The organism is Edaphobacter sp. FHG110511_03 (assembly GCF_059115365.1).
In genome coordinates, this window is record NZ_JBZYWL010000001.1 from 1260510 (window position 1) to 1275203 (window position 14694).

The 14694-nt window shown below is 57.8% G+C and carries 16 protein-coding genes; 10 read left to right on the plus strand and 6 right to left on the minus strand.

Annotation, left to right across the window (positions count from 1 at the left end; genetic code table 11):
* Positions 1 to 4 precede the first annotated feature (4 nt).
* Positions 5 to 586, minus strand: a complete 582-nt coding sequence (locus AC5S26_RS05115; RefSeq protein WP_494183769.1) for a dihydrofolate reductase family protein — start codon at positions 584 to 586, stop codon at positions 5 to 7.
* Positions 587 to 1257: 671 nt separating this feature from the next.
* Between AC5S26_RS05115 and AC5S26_RS05120 the strand changes: the two genes are divergently transcribed.
* Positions 1258 to 1710, plus strand: coding sequence for a hypothetical protein (locus AC5S26_RS05120; protein ID WP_494183770.1), 453 nt, complete (start codon positions 1258 to 1260; stop codon positions 1708 to 1710).
* Between the two features lie 19 nt (positions 1711 to 1729).
* Here AC5S26_RS05120 and AC5S26_RS05125 read toward each other — a convergent pair whose 3' ends face one another.
* Positions 1730 to 2653, minus strand: a complete 924-nt coding sequence (locus AC5S26_RS05125; RefSeq protein WP_494183771.1) for a hypothetical protein — start codon at positions 2651 to 2653, stop codon at positions 1730 to 1732.
* Between the two features lie 66 nt (positions 2654 to 2719).
* Between AC5S26_RS05125 and AC5S26_RS05130 the strand changes: the two genes are divergently transcribed.
* The 6 genes from AC5S26_RS05130 (at position 2720) to AC5S26_RS05155 (ending at position 6663) form a co-directional block, all read left to right on the plus strand.
* Positions 2720 to 3160, plus strand: a complete 441-nt coding sequence (locus AC5S26_RS05130; protein WP_494183772.1) for a MarR family winged helix-turn-helix transcriptional regulator — start codon at positions 2720 to 2722, stop codon at positions 3158 to 3160.
* Positions 3161 to 3301: 141 nt separating this feature from the next.
* Positions 3302 to 4861 carry an FAD-dependent oxidoreductase gene (locus AC5S26_RS05135; RefSeq protein ID WP_494183773.1) on the plus strand — a complete coding sequence of 520 codons (1560 nt, stop codon included), beginning with the start codon at positions 3302 to 3304 and terminating at the stop codon, positions 4859 to 4861.
* Positions 4862 to 4962: 101 nt separating this feature from the next.
* A complete protein-coding gene (locus tag AC5S26_RS05140) occupies positions 4963 to 5286 on the plus strand; it encodes an ArsR/SmtB family transcription factor (protein ID WP_494183774.1) in 324 nt (107 codons plus the stop codon).
* A complete protein-coding gene (locus AC5S26_RS05145; protein WP_494183775.1) occupies positions 5283 to 5726 on the plus strand; it encodes an SRPBCC family protein in 444 nt (147 codons plus the stop codon). The genes AC5S26_RS05140 and AC5S26_RS05145 overlap by 4 nt, the downstream gene beginning before the upstream one ends.
* A 25-nt stretch (positions 5727 to 5751) precedes the next feature.
* Positions 5752 to 6162: a DoxX family protein gene (locus AC5S26_RS05150; protein ID WP_494183776.1), complete on the plus strand. Its 411-nt coding sequence runs from the start codon at positions 5752 to 5754 to the stop codon at positions 6160 to 6162.
* 69 nt (positions 6163 to 6231) lie between these two features.
* A complete protein-coding gene (locus AC5S26_RS05155; protein WP_494183777.1) occupies positions 6232 to 6663 on the plus strand; it encodes a DUF1801 domain-containing protein in 432 nt (143 codons plus the stop codon).
* A 98-nt stretch (positions 6664 to 6761) separates the two neighbouring features.
* Here the strand turns inward: AC5S26_RS05155 and AC5S26_RS05160 are convergent, their stop codons facing one another.
* The gene (locus AC5S26_RS05160; RefSeq protein ID WP_494183778.1) at positions 6762 to 7901 is read right to left on the minus strand and encodes a YeiH family protein; all 1140 of its coding nucleotides are present in this window, start codon (positions 7899 to 7901) and stop codon (positions 6762 to 6764) included.
* An 819-nt stretch (positions 7902 to 8720) separates the two neighbouring features.
* On the opposite strand from AC5S26_RS05160, the gene AC5S26_RS05165 reads away from it, so the two are divergent.
* Positions 8721 to 9350: a hypothetical protein gene (locus AC5S26_RS05165; protein ID WP_494183779.1), complete on the plus strand. Its 630-nt coding sequence runs from the start codon at positions 8721 to 8723 to the stop codon at positions 9348 to 9350.
* Positions 9351 to 9696: 346 nt separating this feature from the next.
* Here AC5S26_RS05165 and AC5S26_RS05170 read toward each other — a convergent pair whose 3' ends face one another.
* Positions 9697 to 12117, minus strand: coding sequence for an ABC transporter permease (locus AC5S26_RS05170; protein ID WP_494183780.1), 2421 nt, complete (start codon positions 12115 to 12117; stop codon positions 9697 to 9699).
* Between the two features lie 327 nt (positions 12118 to 12444).
* On the opposite strand from AC5S26_RS05170, the gene AC5S26_RS05175 reads away from it, so the two are divergent.
* The gene (locus AC5S26_RS05175) at positions 12445 to 12744 is read left to right on the plus strand and encodes a hypothetical protein (protein WP_494183781.1); all 300 of its coding nucleotides are present in this window, start codon (positions 12445 to 12447) and stop codon (positions 12742 to 12744) included.
* A 213-nt stretch (positions 12745 to 12957) separates the two neighbouring features.
* Positions 12958 to 13410, plus strand: coding sequence for a RidA family protein (locus AC5S26_RS05180; RefSeq protein WP_494183782.1), 453 nt, complete (start codon positions 12958 to 12960; stop codon positions 13408 to 13410).
* Positions 13411 to 13462: 52 nt separating this feature from the next.
* On the opposite strand, the gene AC5S26_RS05185 is transcribed toward AC5S26_RS05180, so the two are convergent.
* Together AC5S26_RS05185 and AC5S26_RS05190 are read right to left on the minus strand one after the other, a co-directional pair.
* Positions 13463 to 13786 carry a contact-dependent growth inhibition system immunity protein gene (locus tag AC5S26_RS05185; RefSeq protein ID WP_494183783.1) on the minus strand — a complete coding sequence of 108 codons (324 nt, stop codon included), beginning with the start codon at positions 13784 to 13786 and terminating at the stop codon, positions 13463 to 13465.
* Positions 13787 to 13806: 20 nt separating this feature from the next.
* Entirely contained in the window at positions 13807 to 14442 is a 636-nt protein-coding gene (locus AC5S26_RS05190) for an FmdE family protein (RefSeq protein ID WP_494183784.1), read from the minus strand.
* Between the last annotated feature and the right edge of the window lie 252 nt (positions 14443 to 14694).

The window sequence follows — 14694 nt, forward strand, 5'->3', positions numbered from 1 at the left end:
AGACTCAGGCTTGCAGATAGGTCGTTATGATGACGCCGGTACCTGTGGTTATGCAATCGATTAGTTTGAATTTGGCTAACGATACATCGACGAACAAACGTCGTCCCTTACCAAGCACGAGGGGATGGATTTGCAGGACCCACTCATCGATCAGGTTTCGCTGCATCAGAGACTGGACCAATGCACCACTCCCGAAGATCACTAAGGTTTTTTCATGCGTTTCCTTAAGCTTTGCGACGGTGGTACCGGCATCCCCTTTCAACAATCTGGAATTTTGCCAGGGCAACGGCTCGGTCAAAGTATTCGAGATCACAAACTTCTCTACACGATTCAGTGCGTCGGTAAAGGGGTTGGGTTGAGGAGCATTAGGCCAGACCTTCGCGAGGTCCTCATAGGTCACCCGTCCAGCCAGTAGCGACCAGGAGGTTCCCATGCGCTCTCCCGATACCTTCTGCATAAGAGGATCGTTGTCAGCCTTTGCCCAGCCGCCATATTCAAAACTGTCACGGAGATCTTCGTCGGGCCGGCCCGGACCCTGCACGACTCCATCCAGCGTCAGATGTTCGATCGCTACTATCTTCGCCACAAAATTCCTCCCTGTTCGAGACTCCATCTGCATTGGCTGCGGGCTTCCGATCGCAAGACGGCCGTTCGTGCCTCGTGCTGAATCGTTTCCATTGTGGCTCATCCTCTATGGATTCGGGTACAGTAATTTCGCTCAAGTGCCAGCAATTCTTGAAGAAATAGATTCCCTGCCGACTGAGCGCAGGCTTATGCCGTTTTTCGGCAGGTTATCGTAATTGAAATCGGATGTGCTCCTATGTTCGCCTCTCGTGTACTCCTCGTCATCGTTCTTGCAGTCACTGCGGAATTTCGACACGATGCCTCTTCCGATGGCAGGGGTCCCTATCGCGTCGAACAGAGGACGCCCGATGCCATATCGAGTCCCATGTGGGAATCGCACCCTGCCCTTGATCCGCGCAATGGCGACCTATGGTTTGTGAGAAGCAATCCGGACTTCTCGGGCTGGAGGATCTGGGTCAGTTCATGTGTTGATGGAAGGTTTCAAGCTCCGATGGAGTCGCCGATCTCTGCGCCGGGACTTGAGGCCGATCCGTACTTCGATCACGATGGAAGCACCCTCTACTTCATCTCTTCGAGGAGCACCGGTTCTTCCTCGAGTGCCGATCTGGATATATGGGTAGTCAGACGCGAGCGGTCTGACGCTGGGGCAAGTCGGTTAAGTTGCCGGAGCCGGTGAATTCGAATTATGCCGAGTGGTTCCCAAGACCCGCTTCCGATGGCTGGCTCTACTTCGGCTCACGACGGCCAGGGGGATTTGGGAAAGACGATATTTGGAAGGCCAGACAATCAGCGAATGGCAGCTGGCAGGTGGAGAATGTTGGACCAGACCTTAATACGGAAGGTGCTGAGTATGAGTTTCTGCCTGCCCGCAATGGTCAATGGGGACTCCTGGCAACAGACGGAGGCATTTATCGTGTGGAACGCGCACGGGATGGATGGCGTCGAGCAGGTCTACTCGGTAAAGAGGTCAATGCGAATGGAACCGAGATAGGGCCAATGTTCTTAGGTACGGATGGTTCGTTTGTCTTCTCGCGTGATTCCGGCAAAGACAAGTCAGGAGAGTTGTTCGTCGCAAGCACGGGAAATGCAGCAACGGCCTTTCAGACGTGCGCTCCAAGTCGGTGAGTGATTTGGCGATGGTGCGCTATCGGGGCTCGAAGACGGTAATGCGCCTGGCATCCGGCAGTGCACTTGTCTTCAGCCAGGTCTCGTTTGCAACTGTGCGGGTGCAGGGCCCGAGCGAGCAAATCTTGATTGGCCTGCGTGTACTTTCCCATCGCAAGGTGCTCAGCACGTCGTTCAAAATCGAGCCCTTGAATGGCGAATACAAATAGAACACTGTACCCCTGGACAGATCTGCCCTCCGCGCGTCCTCCGAGATGAACCGGACGCGGTTCAGATTGAGGCTTCGCGCGCATTCCTGCGCACTGGCAACATGATCCGGCTGAACTTCGATACCAAGGCTTCGGACTCCAGTCAGCATGGATACCAGCAGCGGCACATGTCCTAATCCGGATCCGAGATCGACAAAGATATCGTCTTCTGAAAGCACATTCGCCGCTATCAGGTGCAGAATATGCCGCACGGGGGTGGGCTGATAGGGCACCATCTCCGGTGATCGCCGAAGATTCGGTTCGCTCGGTTCGCGGAGCTGAAGAATGCCGCTCACCAACTCGTCGCGGGTATCGAAGCCAAAGCCCGGTAAGGGGCTTTCGGATTCCTTCGGACTCGCTGGGCCTTGAAGCCACGGAAGGAGCCACTGAAGGATTGTGCGCGGTTGGCTGCCGCGAACAATCTCGGAGCGGATGGACTGATAGATTTCTGCATTGGCAGCTTCAAGCCGGGTCCGGAGTGCCTTCACGCGGGTATGGATCCGTGAACTTGCGAGCTCCTCCGAATCCGATCCTTCAAATCTGGCATCGAGATCGTCCAGCGCGGCCAGGCGATCATGCAGCCGTTCTGATTGGAAGAGAGAAGAATCAGCCTCCAGATCGCAAAGGAAGGCGTGCGGGTCGTGGTCGCACTCGATTTGATCCTGGTGCGAAACTGTAATCGTTGTGGTTGACATATCAACCATCACCCTACCCGCGGGAGGTTGTCATGTCAACATTGAATTGATAGGCTTGCAACAAGTATGGCTACAAAATTCCTATCTCCGCAGGAACTTCGTATCTGGCATGCATTCTTGTTTATGGGCGAAGATGTGCTCGGCCGCGTCGGGCGGGATATCGCACAGGAGACGGGACTGTCAGGTTCTGAGTTTGGTGTGTTGTCTCGGCTCGCCAGCCTTGGCAAAGGCAAGATGCGCCAGCAAGCACTGGCCACGGTGATGGGTTGGGACAAGAGCCGCCTCTCTCATCAGCTGACGCGAATGCAGCAACGAGCACTCATTGAGCGTCGTCCTACCGACGGGAAAGCAGTTCTTGTGGTGCTTACCAAACTCGGCCGAGAGAAACTGGATGCTGCCCGCCCGATCCATGCGGACTCGGTTCGACGGAATCTGTTGTCGCGCCTCACCCCGGAACAGATCGCTACGATCGTACGGGTGAGCAATCTTTTGGGTGATGAGGACTAGCGTTCTTCCGTTTTCACAACAGATCGAAGTCATGCGTGTTTCAAGAATCGAGATCCTCGAAATGCGCGTCGGCTATTTTGCATAAACTGAGCTTCGAGTAGCGCGGCAATTTTCGTAACCCTGTAGCCGAGAATAAAAATCATGACCTATGACGTCGTTGTTGCGGGCGGAGGCCCGGTTGGATCTTTCCTTGCCTGCGAGCTTTCTCTCGCGGGCGCTTCCGTTCTTCTGCTGGAGAAGAACGAAAACGCAACTACACCGCTGAAGACTGGATGGATGGGAGCTCGCGGACTCAACTTCCCCTCGGTGGAGGCGTTCTATCGCCGTGGACTGCTTGATGAAGTGAAGGCTTCGGCCTTTGGGTGGATGGGAGGCGACGATCGTCCTGGGATGCAGTTTACCGGGGAAGGTAAGGTCGCTGCACCAACTTCGGCACCGCGTTTTGCGGGACACTTTGCGGGCATCATGCTCGACGCCAACAAGGTTGACTTCTCCGATCAGAGATGGGTTCTCGCCGGTCCTTCCAACGGGGGTGGCATGGTGAGCCTTGAAGCGATCGAAGATCTGCTTGCTGACCGGGCGAGAAAGCTTGGCGTCGATGTTCGGCGCGGACATGAGGTCATCGGTTTTACCGAGACAGAGAACAGCGTTGTAGTGCAAACCAACAACGGAGAGTTTGAGGCGAGTTGGCTGGCAGGCTGCGACGGGGGACGAAGCATCGTGCGCAAACTTGCGGGCTTCGAGTTTGAGGGCACCGAGCCTGAATTGACGGGCTATATGGCCACTGTCGAGTTCGAGGACCTGGACGGGCTCGCTCAAGGATTCCATCTGACGCCGCGTGGTCTGTATACACATGGTCCTGCCCCAGGACGCATCGGCGTGGTCGATTTTGACGCAGGCCGCTTCGATCGCACCTCAGAGATTACGCTCGAGAATCTGCAGACTATGTTGCGGTCTGTCTCCGGAACGAATGTGACGCTTAAGTCCGTGCAGGTTGCCACAAGCTACACAGACCGGGCGCGGCAGGCGACCACGTACCGCAAGGGCCGCATCTTGCTTGCAGGCGACGCGGCCCATGTGCACTCACCTTTCGGGGGACAGGGGATGAACGCCGGCCTGGGCGATGCGATGAATCTGGGATGGAAGCTCGGCGCAACGATCAAGGGATGGGCGCCGGACGGCCTGCTGGATACCTACACGGCAGAACGGCATCCGATTGGCGAGTGGGTTTTGAATTGGACGCGTGCTCAGATAGCCATCATTCGGCCTGACCCCTATGCGCGAGCGATTGCTTCGGTAGTTCGCGACCTGATAGCCACAAAAGAAGGAACGAATTACTTCATCGAAAAGATCTCCGGTATCTCGATTCATTACGATCTCGGGGGAGAGCATCCACTGATAGGCCGTAGCGCTCCGGACTTCGAGCTCGAAGACAGCACACGTCTTGGCGATCTGCTGCGCGACGGAGGCGGACTGTTGCTCGATTTCACCGCAAGCGATTCCCTGAAAGCCCTGTGCAACGGATGGGAAGGCAGACTGCGATACATCGGTTCCCGCGCAAAGGATGAGAAGAGCCTGACCGCACTTCTCGTCCGTCCTGATGGGTTCGTCGCGTGGGCAACGGAGGCGGAACCCGATGTGACGGTCGTCGAGCAATCGATTCGGCGCTGGCTTGGAGACCCAATCCAAAGCAACGCTTGATAACATCCACCGATCCCATTGAGATGCACTACGCCGGACCCGGCGAACCGATGGAGAATTTCCGTTTGACAAACCATAACCATTTGGTTATGGTTTTCTTCATGCGAAGCTCTGCTGACAACGTCTTCAAGGTTTTGTCCGACCCGACTCGGAGGGCGATCTTCGAGGAGTTGACCCGGCAGGGCGAACAGACTGTCCACGCATTGACTCGCTATGCGGGCGTATCCCAGCCTGCTGTCTCCAAGCACCTGACGTTGTTGAAGAGAGCAAAGCTGGTACGGCATCGCCGCGAGGGACGCGAAACTCACTATCGCGCGCATCCCGGTGCACTGGCGCCGATGGTGGAATGGCTCAATCACTACAGCGTCTTCTGGCGTGACCGGTTTGACCAGCTTGAATCCCTTTTGGAAAGGATGGACCCATGAGCAATACAGTAGAGACAAGCAATACAGCAGAGAGTACACGTACCCTTGTGATTGAGAGAGTCTTCCCCCACCCGCCAGAAAAGCTGTGGAGAGCGCTTACCGAGGGCCCGCTCATCGCGCAATGGCTGATGAAGAATGATTTTGAGCCGGTGGTCGGGAGAAAGTTCCAACTCCGTACGGACCCCGTGCCGAACTGGGATGGTGTGGTCGACTGCGAGGTGCTGACCATCGAACCCCAGAAACAGCTCTCCTATAGTTGGGGGTCTTTGGGGCTTGGCTCCGTTGTGCTCTTTACGCTGACCCCGGCAGAGGGCGGCACTCATCTTCGCATGGAGCAGTCCGGCTTCCGTCCCGATCAAGAGGCCGCGTACAAGGGTGCAAAGTACGGCTGGCGGAATTTCTTCGGTGGCCTGGAACGAGTTGTCGCCGAGCTGCAGTAATACCGTCGCGAAAAGGAGAAGTGCAATGGTCAGCGAAACTCTCGTCAATCCGTTGGCAAGTGGATCCATGGACAATTCGAAACGAATCACTATCGCCTATTGGATCTTCACTTCACTCTTCGCGCTGCAGATGGGCTTTACTGCATATGCCCAGCTGCGGCTTCCCCAGGTGGCCGAGACCTTCGTCCACCTGGGCTTTCCAAACTACTTCCGCATTGAGCTGTCGTGGTTCAAGTTCGCCGGCCTCGTTGTCCTTCTGCTGCCGTCGCCGCCGCGCCTGAAGGAGTGGGCCTATGCAGGCTTCGCTATCACGCTGGTCTCGGCGCTGATAGCCCACCTCGCCGTCGGCGATGGGATCGCGGCGTGGAGCTGGTCGGTGGGAACGGGCGTGCTCATGGCGCTGTCCTATCTGTTTTTCAGAAAGCGCGAAGCTTAGCATGACAGGGAACGGAAAGACGTCCGCGACCTTGTTTGTGTGGGCGAGACGAAGGATGGAGAGAAAAATATGAAACCGACAAGTCGTCCGATTGACGAGGCCGTTTCAACGAAGATCGCCGGGCGGGTTGAAGAGCTGGGAGATTGGAGAGGAGAGACGCTTGCCCATCTCCGTCAGCTTATCCATGATGCCGACCCTGATATCCAGGAGGAGTGGAAATGGGAGAAGCCAAAATCCCCCGGGGTCCCTGTCTGGTCCCATGACGGCATTGTCTGCACAGGCGAATCGTACAAGCAGGCGGTGAAGCTCACCTTCGCTCGCGGAGCCTCCGTCGAGGACCCGAAGAAGCTCTTCAATTCCAGCCTTGAAGGGAACACGCGGCGTGCGATCGATTTCCGCGAAGGGGAGAAGATCAATGAAGCTGCCTTCAAGCAACTCATCCGTGCAGCGGTGGCGGCCAACTCCGCGGCGCTCGCTCAACGGGCAGCCAAGAAGAAGTGAATTAGGCCAGGTCAAGGAATCTATATACCGCCAAATATTTTTGACAACGGCTGGCCATTGTTTTGACAGGGCTCCTTCGTGCGAAGGAGCCCTGCTTTCTATAGGTGGTAGATGCGATCGGCTCCAAGGATAAGGCCGAGGGTGAGGATTGCGATGACGATCTCGCCGACGGCGCTGACGATGAAGGGTCGTGCTCCCTGTTGGAAGAGGTCGCGGAGGTTGGTTCGGAGACCGACTCCGGCGAAGGTTAGCAGGAAGGCCCAGCGGCTGAGGTTGCCGAGAGCGAGAAGCTGCGCCTTGTTGAAGCCCAGTGCGGCAAGGGTCGGGTTCGAGCTGGCGCCGAGGGTGGCGAGCAGAGAGATGAAGAGGAAGCCGAGGACGAACTTGGGGAACTTCTTCCAGAGGAAGCCGACCTTGTTCTGAAGCTGCGCTTCGGTGGCGGCGTTGGCGAGGCCGCGGCGCGACCACTGGATGGCGTAGGCGAGGACGACAAAACCAATCAGGGCGTTACGGCAGGTCTTGGCGAGGACTGCGTACTTTCCGGCTGCGTCGGAGTAGAGGGCACCGGCGGCGGTGGCCTCGGCGGTGTTGTCCACGGCGAGGCCGGCCCAGAGGCCGTAGGCGTGATCGGACATGTGCAGCGCGTGGCCGATGACGGGGAAGGCGAAGAGCGAGATGGCGCCGAGGGCGAGGATTGCCGCGATGGCGGTGGCGGAGTCGTCTTCGTCGGCGTCGATGGCTCCCTGTGTCGCGATGATGGCGGAGACTCCGCAGATGGAGGAGCCGACGGCGAGCAGGGTGGTGAGAGCGGGTGAGAGGCGAAAGGCTCGGCCGAGCCAGGTCATGAAGAGGATGGAGAGTGTGATGGCGACGAAGACGAGGCCGAGGGAGATTCCGCCGAGCTTGAGCACGTCGCCCAGGACAAAGCGGGCGCCGAGAAGGATGATTCCCGCCTTGAGCCAGAACTCATAGGTGGCGACGCCGGCACGGAAGATGCGCGGGAGGCCAACGATGTTGGAGATGAGGACGCCGAAGAGGATGGCCCAGAGGACGTACTCGATATTAGGGAAGGTGAGGTGGTGGGTCTTCGCGTAGGTGTTGATGGCGTGCTCGGTGGCCTTGCCGGCGTAGCCGACGAGGGCGAGGAGAGCGATGCCGGGCAGAAGCGCGGGAAGCGAAGCGGGCTCGTCGGCGAGGCGAGAGGAGCGGGGATCGCGAGTAGTAGCAGAGGTGGCCATGGTCTTTTCCTTGATTGCTGGAGCGATTACCAGGGGACGGTTTTGATGAGGCCGAGGCGGATGATGAGGGCGAGAGTGAGCGAGAGGGCTACGGCCCAGGCATCGAGAGAGAGGGTGCGGCGTGGGGTCATGGAGTTCTCCTGCAGAGAGAGCACGAACAGAGGGTGCAAGGGCACGTTTGTGGGGGACTTCAAAGGGGGTGGAACGGGATTAGCGGCAACAACAGGAAGGGACCATGAGGAGGAGAGGCTGCGCGGATTTGCAGAGAGCCGTCATGGTGGGACTCAGTGTATAGCAAGTCGCAAGGGAAGTGTTAAACGTGAGCCGCGGTCGAAAGGTATGTCGCGGTTCAGTCAGACCCATGTTTTGATCAACACGAGTGGATCGATGATGCGCGGATCTTATTTGGAGACGTTGTCTGTTGCACTTGCTGCAGCGAAGACTAATGGGAGGGAAAGGTTTCGAGTTTGGCTCGCGCATCTACTGTTTCGCCGTTATCAAGAACAGTTTAGTGTCACCCTTCAGATAAACGCAGCTGTCCGGATACGATGAAAACTTCAGCGCATATTAGCGGTTAGGGCGAACGCTTCGCATAGCTCTGGATAGCAGTCGCATAGACAGAAGGTTTGAGAACTTCACTGCCGAAGTTTCTGAAAACGAGACTTTCCGAGCGGTTCGCTCCTCTGTCTCAAATTTATTTACGCGGCGACGCCGGCATCTAGCCCCATAATGCTCCCTGAGCAGGCAGTCGAAACCCTGTTCGCTTTGCGAAGACCATTGTCCTAGGTAGTTATTCAAGGAGTACCGGAGGCGAACAATTTGATTCCAACACGTCCCTTTTCGTACGTTCTAGCCTCCACCCTCCTGCTGGGATCCACCATAAGTTCTATTGGCCAATGGCAGCGGACACTCATTCAGGACGACGGACAAGAAACGCACGATGTATCTGTTCCGCATCCTCTTACCTGGTGGACACGCAATCCATTGGAGCTTGACGAGAGCGGAGACCTGTTGATCGGCTCGAAAGCAAATGGCGGAATTGGCCTTACGGCGCGGGACTATCAGGTCCAACAGAAGGTAACCACTCTCGGCACGATCGCAGATCACCGTATTGTTCAGGTGCTCACGACAATTCATGCCGGGCCTCGCGTGGTCACATTCGGCGGCCCTGGCGTCGATGGCCCTCCTGCACAGTGGAAGAGCCTCCTGGTTGGGGTGGGGGCGAATCAGTATGTAGAGATTTACGCACTGCAAATTAATTGGGGCGGATTTCAGGTCGGTTCGGCAGGGATCTACGGTTTGGGTCCCAACTCAATCTTGGGAACGGACGACCCAGACACGGGGAATGGTGGTGACTGCAGCGATGCTTATTGGTGGTTTGATAAGGCAGGGGGCGCACCCCGTGGACTTTACGAAGCTGGAAGACGTGATCCGGCAAGCCATTCCTAAGGAGGGAACCTATAGGTCCCGCTGCTGGGCACTGCACCCGGCAGAAGCTTATTTGGAGAGCGGGGTGCAGCGTCTCGACGCAAAGTGTCACGCCTGTGGAGGTCTAGGCACTGTGCATGCCCAATACCGAATCCAGAGCGGTGTTGCAATTCCGGTTTCAGTTCGCTTTGAGGCAGAGACCGAGCAATAAGGTATGCGGAGTAGTCCTCCAGAGGGGTGGATGGTCGGAGAAATAACCGGCGCTTAACTTCCCCTAAACAGGGTTAGCGGCAACTTCGATCCTGACGATTCAATGCAGACACCACAAACCAACTGTGCCGGATTCGCAAATAACGCGATCTTTTGTTTACTCCTCTCGCAGCACTGCCAGGGGGCTTACCCGGGTAGCTCGCACCGCAGGAATCAGGCTTGCTGCGAGCGATACCGCTATCATCAGGAACATTGCTGCGATCAGTGTCGCCATATCCCGCGCGCTCACCCCGTAGACCAAACTCTGGACAACTCTCCCGAGGGCCAGCGCTGCCGCAAAGCCCACGGCAATCCCGATCGCGGTCGGCTTCATACCTCGCGCAATCACGACCTGCAGCACGTCGCGCTTCGTCGCTCCAAAGGCCATGCGCAAACCAATCTCTTTCATGCCCCGCCGCACGGAGTAAGCCAGCACACTATAGATTCCCACCGTGCACAGCACCAGCGCCAGCAACCCGAAGACCCCCAGCAGCTGCATGTTGAAGCTCCGCTGCGTCAGCGTATCGCCAACGTATGCCTCCAGAGTCATCACACGGTTCACCGAAACATCCGCCCTCACCTCGCGCACCGCATTTGCGATCGACTCTGCCATGCTTTCTGGTGCAACCGACGTCCGCACCACCAGCGTCAGCGGCGACACATTCACCTCCTGCGCCTGCGGCCAGTACAGTGTTGCTACACCCGCCGATGAATCCAGCCGGGACTGCTTCACATCTCCCACCACGCCCACAATCGTCCTCTCCTTCTCCGGATAAAAGGACAGCTTCAGATGGTGCCCCACAGATCCTCCCTGTGGCCAGAACTGCTTGGCCATTGTTTGCGAGATCACCACCACCGGCTGCGAATCTTCCCTGTCATCGTCTGTGAGGTCCCTTCCTTCCAGCACCGGAATCCGCATCGCCTTGAAATACCCCGGCGTCACCGCACGCACCGAAACCTCCGGCTGTTCCGACAGCGCCACCGCAGGCCGTCCCTCCACCGCCACCGGCTGGTTCGACCCTCCCTGCAGCGGCAGACTATCCACCGCACCCGCCGCCGTCACTCCCGGCAGCGCCCTCACCCGCTCCTGCACCCGATCGAAGAACTGCGCCTCGTTGCTCGCGCTCGCAAACGCCTTGCGGCTTATCTGAACGTTCATCGTCAACGCATTCTTCTCATCGAACCCCGGATCGATGTTCTGCAGGTTCCATAGACTACGGATCATCAGTCCCGCTCCAGCCAGCAGCACCAGCGACAGTGCCACCTCCACCACCACCAGCGCCGATCGCGTCCTGCCGCCGCTACCATCCGAGTCCGTCCTTCCAAGCCCCTGCTTCAACGCCTCGTTCACATTGCCCTTACTCATCCGCAGCGCGGGAATCAGCCCTGCCAGGACACCCGTCACCAGCGACAGCCCCAGTGCAAACCAAAGCACCGGAGCATTCAATCCAATCTCACCCATCCGCGGCAGCTTGTTGGCGAAGAACTTGAGCAGCAACTGAATCCCGAAGTGAGCTCCCAGCAAACCCAGCGCGCCGCCAAACAGCGACAGCACCACCGTCTCCGCCAATAGCTGCCCTACAATCCTGCTCCGCGTCGCTCCCATCGCCGAACGGATCGCAATCTCCTTCCGCCGCGCATAAGCCCGTCCCAGCACGAGGTTCGCCACATTCGCGCAGGCGATCAGCAGCACAAATGCCACCGCACCCAGCATCATCAGTAGTGCCGGACGTACGGATCCCACCGTCTCCTCACGCATTGGGTTCACCACCGCGCCCCAGCCTTTGTCGTCCTCCGGGTATGCCGCCTCCAGCCGGCGTGAGATCGTATCCATCTCCGCCTGCGCCTGCTCTACCGTCACTCCCGGTTTCATCCGCGCGGCGACAAGAAAGTGATGCTCGTTTCGCACCGCCTTCTCCGCATCGGTCAGCATATGCGGCACCCACATCTGCGCAAACCCCGGCTTAGTCATCGCCGGCCCCATCACGCCCACCACCGTATAGGGTTCCTCATCCAAATTGATCTTCTTCCCCACAATGCCCGGGTCCGCGCCATGCTCCTGCCAGTACCGGTAGCTCAGCACCACCTCACGCTCCGGCGTGCCGCTGCCCTGCTTCTGCAAAAACACTCTGCCGTACAGCGGCTGCACCCCAAATACTGAGAAGAACTCCGGACTCACTGTGCTCGCTCTGACCGCCTCCGGCTTGCCAGCCCCGGTCACATCGACCCCCCTGCCGGAGTACAGAGTCATGTTCTCGAAGACGTGGTTCTGCTTCTGCCAATCCAGGTAGTTCCCCGCTGAGACCGAAAATTGCGTCATGCCAGGAAAGCTCTTCTGCGGCGGCGTGTGCCATACCTGCACCACCCGGTCCACGTCACGGAAGGGCAGGGGTTCGAGGAGCACTGCATGCACCACACTGAAGATCGCGGTGTTCGCTCCAATGCCGAGGGCCATGATCAGAACCGCTGTAGCCGTAAACCCCGGGCTTTTTCGCAGCATCTTCAGAGCAAATCGAAAGTTCTGAATAAGGGCTAGCAAGGCGCACCTCCATCCGGATGTCTAGTGTTCCAAATGCAATCGCATTACCACCCCGCTGGAGCAGTTAAATGTAGTCTTATCAGCCACGCCGTTCGAAGATTTCACCGCAAGAGTGTCCGCTACCGAGCGGCAACGTCCGGTTTTGAACAGAGAGAATTCCAGGCCGAGAGCCCTTTCGGGTTCGGACCTGGGGAGCTGCGGGTGGAGCGGGAAACGCTCTTGGACGATTTCTTCGGCGACTGAGGGGAAACCCCTCGCAATCAGGAAAGTTGCGCGCAACCGGCCGACTGAATGAGTGTTCATTATGGGTGTAGTGAGGAGGTTGTTATGAAGGCCACTCAGATGAAGTCGATGATTACAAAGGTGATGACGGCGGGTTTGGTAGCGGGTGCGTTTCTCTTCGCAGGCCCGAAGAAGGCTGAGGCCGCGCAGGTGAACATCGGAGTCCAGATCGGTCGGCCGGTTGTTTATCCGGATTACTACGCTCAACGAAGGGCTTACTACGATCGTCTGCGCTGGGAGGAGGCTCGTCGAGCCGAGATTGCTCGTCGTGAGGCATGGCGGCACGAGCAATGGGTGCGAGCGCATCGGTATGCGCCCCGTCCTTATGGATACTACGGTCGGTAGGTCATTTGGTTTTGAACGAAGGGCCGGTTGCGGGGATCCGCACCGGCCCTTCTCTTTTAACTTGCAGAGCGTAATTGCGACTTCGTTCCTGGATAGGAGACAGAGGAGTGTTCTTCGCGTCTGATTCCTTTCCATCTAGGACATATGGGAAATGTGGAACGGCAGGAAGAATGAGAAGATGCCCTTAGCAACAAATCAACAGGAGATTGAACGATGAAAAAGCTGTATTCGCTGATGCGGAAGCGCGGCCTTATCCTGGCCGGAATCATGACCGTGTGTGCCTCGGGCAGCGCTTTTGCCCAGAACAAGGCCATCGACTTCAAGCAGGGCATGCCCTTCAGCGATGGATTCGTCGCGGGCAACACCCTTTACGTTGCGGGTCAGCAGGGGCCGGATGCGAATGGCAAGGTCACCGGAACCGACATCACGCTGCAGACCACGAACACCATCGCAGCGATTAAGAAGATCGTCGAGAAGGCGGGCTTCAAGATGTCCGACCTGGTCTCGGTGACGGTGTATGTGACCGACCTGAACGATGTGAAGAAGATGAACGAGGTCTACATCAAGGAGATGCCGGATCCGAAGCCAGCCCGCGCCACGGTGCAGGTTGCAGGCCTGATCGGCGGAGCGAAGATCGAGATCTCGGCCATCGCGGTCAAGCACTAGAAGGCAGCCACGTACTCCGGGTCCGTCCCGAATGTGGAGGACCCGGGGAAGTTTACTTTTCTTCCAGCAGCGCGGAGATACGAAGCAGCCACTCGCGTGTCGTTAAGCCCTCCCAGCCTTCCGCAATAATGTCCGGGCGGAAGATCTGGACAAACTCTTCCGCGAGGCGTGAATCGCTGTCGCCATAAGCAGAGATGAAGCGATGAATCTCCGCAGCCGTTTCCTTTCGATCTTCGGCGGGAAGATCCTTTCTGCAGGTAGCGAGGATCTCTTCGAGAGTGTTGCCATTGATATCGAAGTCCTGATGAAAGTACGCACCAAGCAGATAGTAAAGGTGCGGAAACGCAGTCTTCTCTGGATATCGATGAGGGCTCATCGGCAAGCCTTTCGCGGTGTTCAGGGAAGGGGCTGGTAGTAGCGGGTCTCGAGGGAGGCGCAGCCTTCGCAGAGAGTTCTTGTGATGCCCAACTGAGAGTGGCGAACCTCGCGGTCGTAGTTAATGCCCTCGCCGCATTGTTCGCAGACGATGCGTGGGGATTTGTAGCCGGGCATCTCGCGGGGGTGGATGGGTACCTGGACCCACTGCTCGTGAAAGAGGTCGGCGTCGATCATCCCGCGGTAGGCGAGCATCTGCTGCTGGTTTTTGTTTTCGATTTGAGGGTAGAGATCGCGGGCGCGCTGCTTGGAGGATTCGAGGGCGGCGATGCGGATGCCTTTGTACGTGGGGGTGCCATCGTTGAGCGGATCCAGGGGGAGGTTCAGATCGACGAAGGTGGCGGCCATCTTCCCCCAGTCGCGGAACTTGAGAGCGCGCTTGCCGAGGCGGCAGCCGGTGACGACGGCGATGGCATCGGTGGCGCATCGATCGATCTCGACGAAGGTGACGAGACGTTTGCGGTCGGTGGTGCGGGGCTCGGCGATGCCGAGGCGCTGGCAGCCCAGCATGGCGAGGCGGACGCCGAGAATCTGGCCGGCGCAAAGGTGGCCGTGGGCGATCTCGGCTTGATGGAGGAGGTCGGGGAAGGACTCCATAGATTCATGATACGGCGTTAGGGAGTGGTCAGTTTGGAGGGATGGCTGAAGTTTCCGAAAACGGGACTTTGCGGGGAACCTCCGCGCAAGGATCGAGCCAGCAGTACTTCACGCAAGCTTCGTGCCGGAATGAAGACCGCACACCATCTATTTCAGAGAGGCATGGCGCCCTAAAAGTGAGAGCAACGTAGTCTTACGTACCCATCTACAACCAAAATCTGTTGTCTCGCTCAGGGGCGGTGACGCTGGTGT

Coding starts and splice junctions, on each gene's coding strand:
- AC5S26_RS05140 (WP_494183774.1), top strand. CDS start 4,963: ATGCGAAGCTCTGCTGACAACGTCTTCAAGGTTTTGTCCGACCCGACT.
- AC5S26_RS05190 (WP_494183784.1), bottom strand. CDS start 14,442: ATGGAGTCCTTCCCCGACCTCCTCCATCAAGCCGAGATCGCCCACGGC.
- AC5S26_RS05155 (WP_494183777.1), top strand. CDS start 6,232: ATGAAACCGACAAGTCGTCCGATTGACGAGGCCGTTTCAACGAAGATC.
- AC5S26_RS05185 (WP_494183783.1), bottom strand. CDS start 13,786: ATGAGCCCTCATCGATATCCAGAGAAGACTGCGTTTCCGCACCTTTAC.
- AC5S26_RS05130 (WP_494183772.1), top strand. CDS start 2,720: ATGGCTACAAAATTCCTATCTCCGCAGGAACTTCGTATCTGGCATGCA.
- AC5S26_RS05175 (WP_494183781.1), top strand. CDS start 12,445: ATGAAGGCCACTCAGATGAAGTCGATGATTACAAAGGTGATGACGGCG.
- AC5S26_RS05160 (WP_494183778.1), bottom strand. CDS start 7,901: ATGGCCACCTCTGCTACTACTCGCGATCCCCGCTCCTCTCGCCTCGCC.
- AC5S26_RS05180 (WP_494183782.1), top strand. CDS start 12,958: ATGAAAAAGCTGTATTCGCTGATGCGGAAGCGCGGCCTTATCCTGGCC.
- AC5S26_RS05135 (WP_494183773.1), top strand. CDS start 3,302: ATGACCTATGACGTCGTTGTTGCGGGCGGAGGCCCGGTTGGATCTTTC.
- AC5S26_RS05150 (WP_494183776.1), top strand. CDS start 5,752: ATGGTCAGCGAAACTCTCGTCAATCCGTTGGCAAGTGGATCCATGGAC.
- AC5S26_RS05125 (WP_494183771.1), bottom strand. CDS start 2,653: ATGTCAACCACAACGATTACAGTTTCGCACCAGGATCAAATCGAGTGC.
- AC5S26_RS05145 (WP_494183775.1), top strand. CDS start 5,283: ATGAGCAATACAGTAGAGACAAGCAATACAGCAGAGAGTACACGTACC.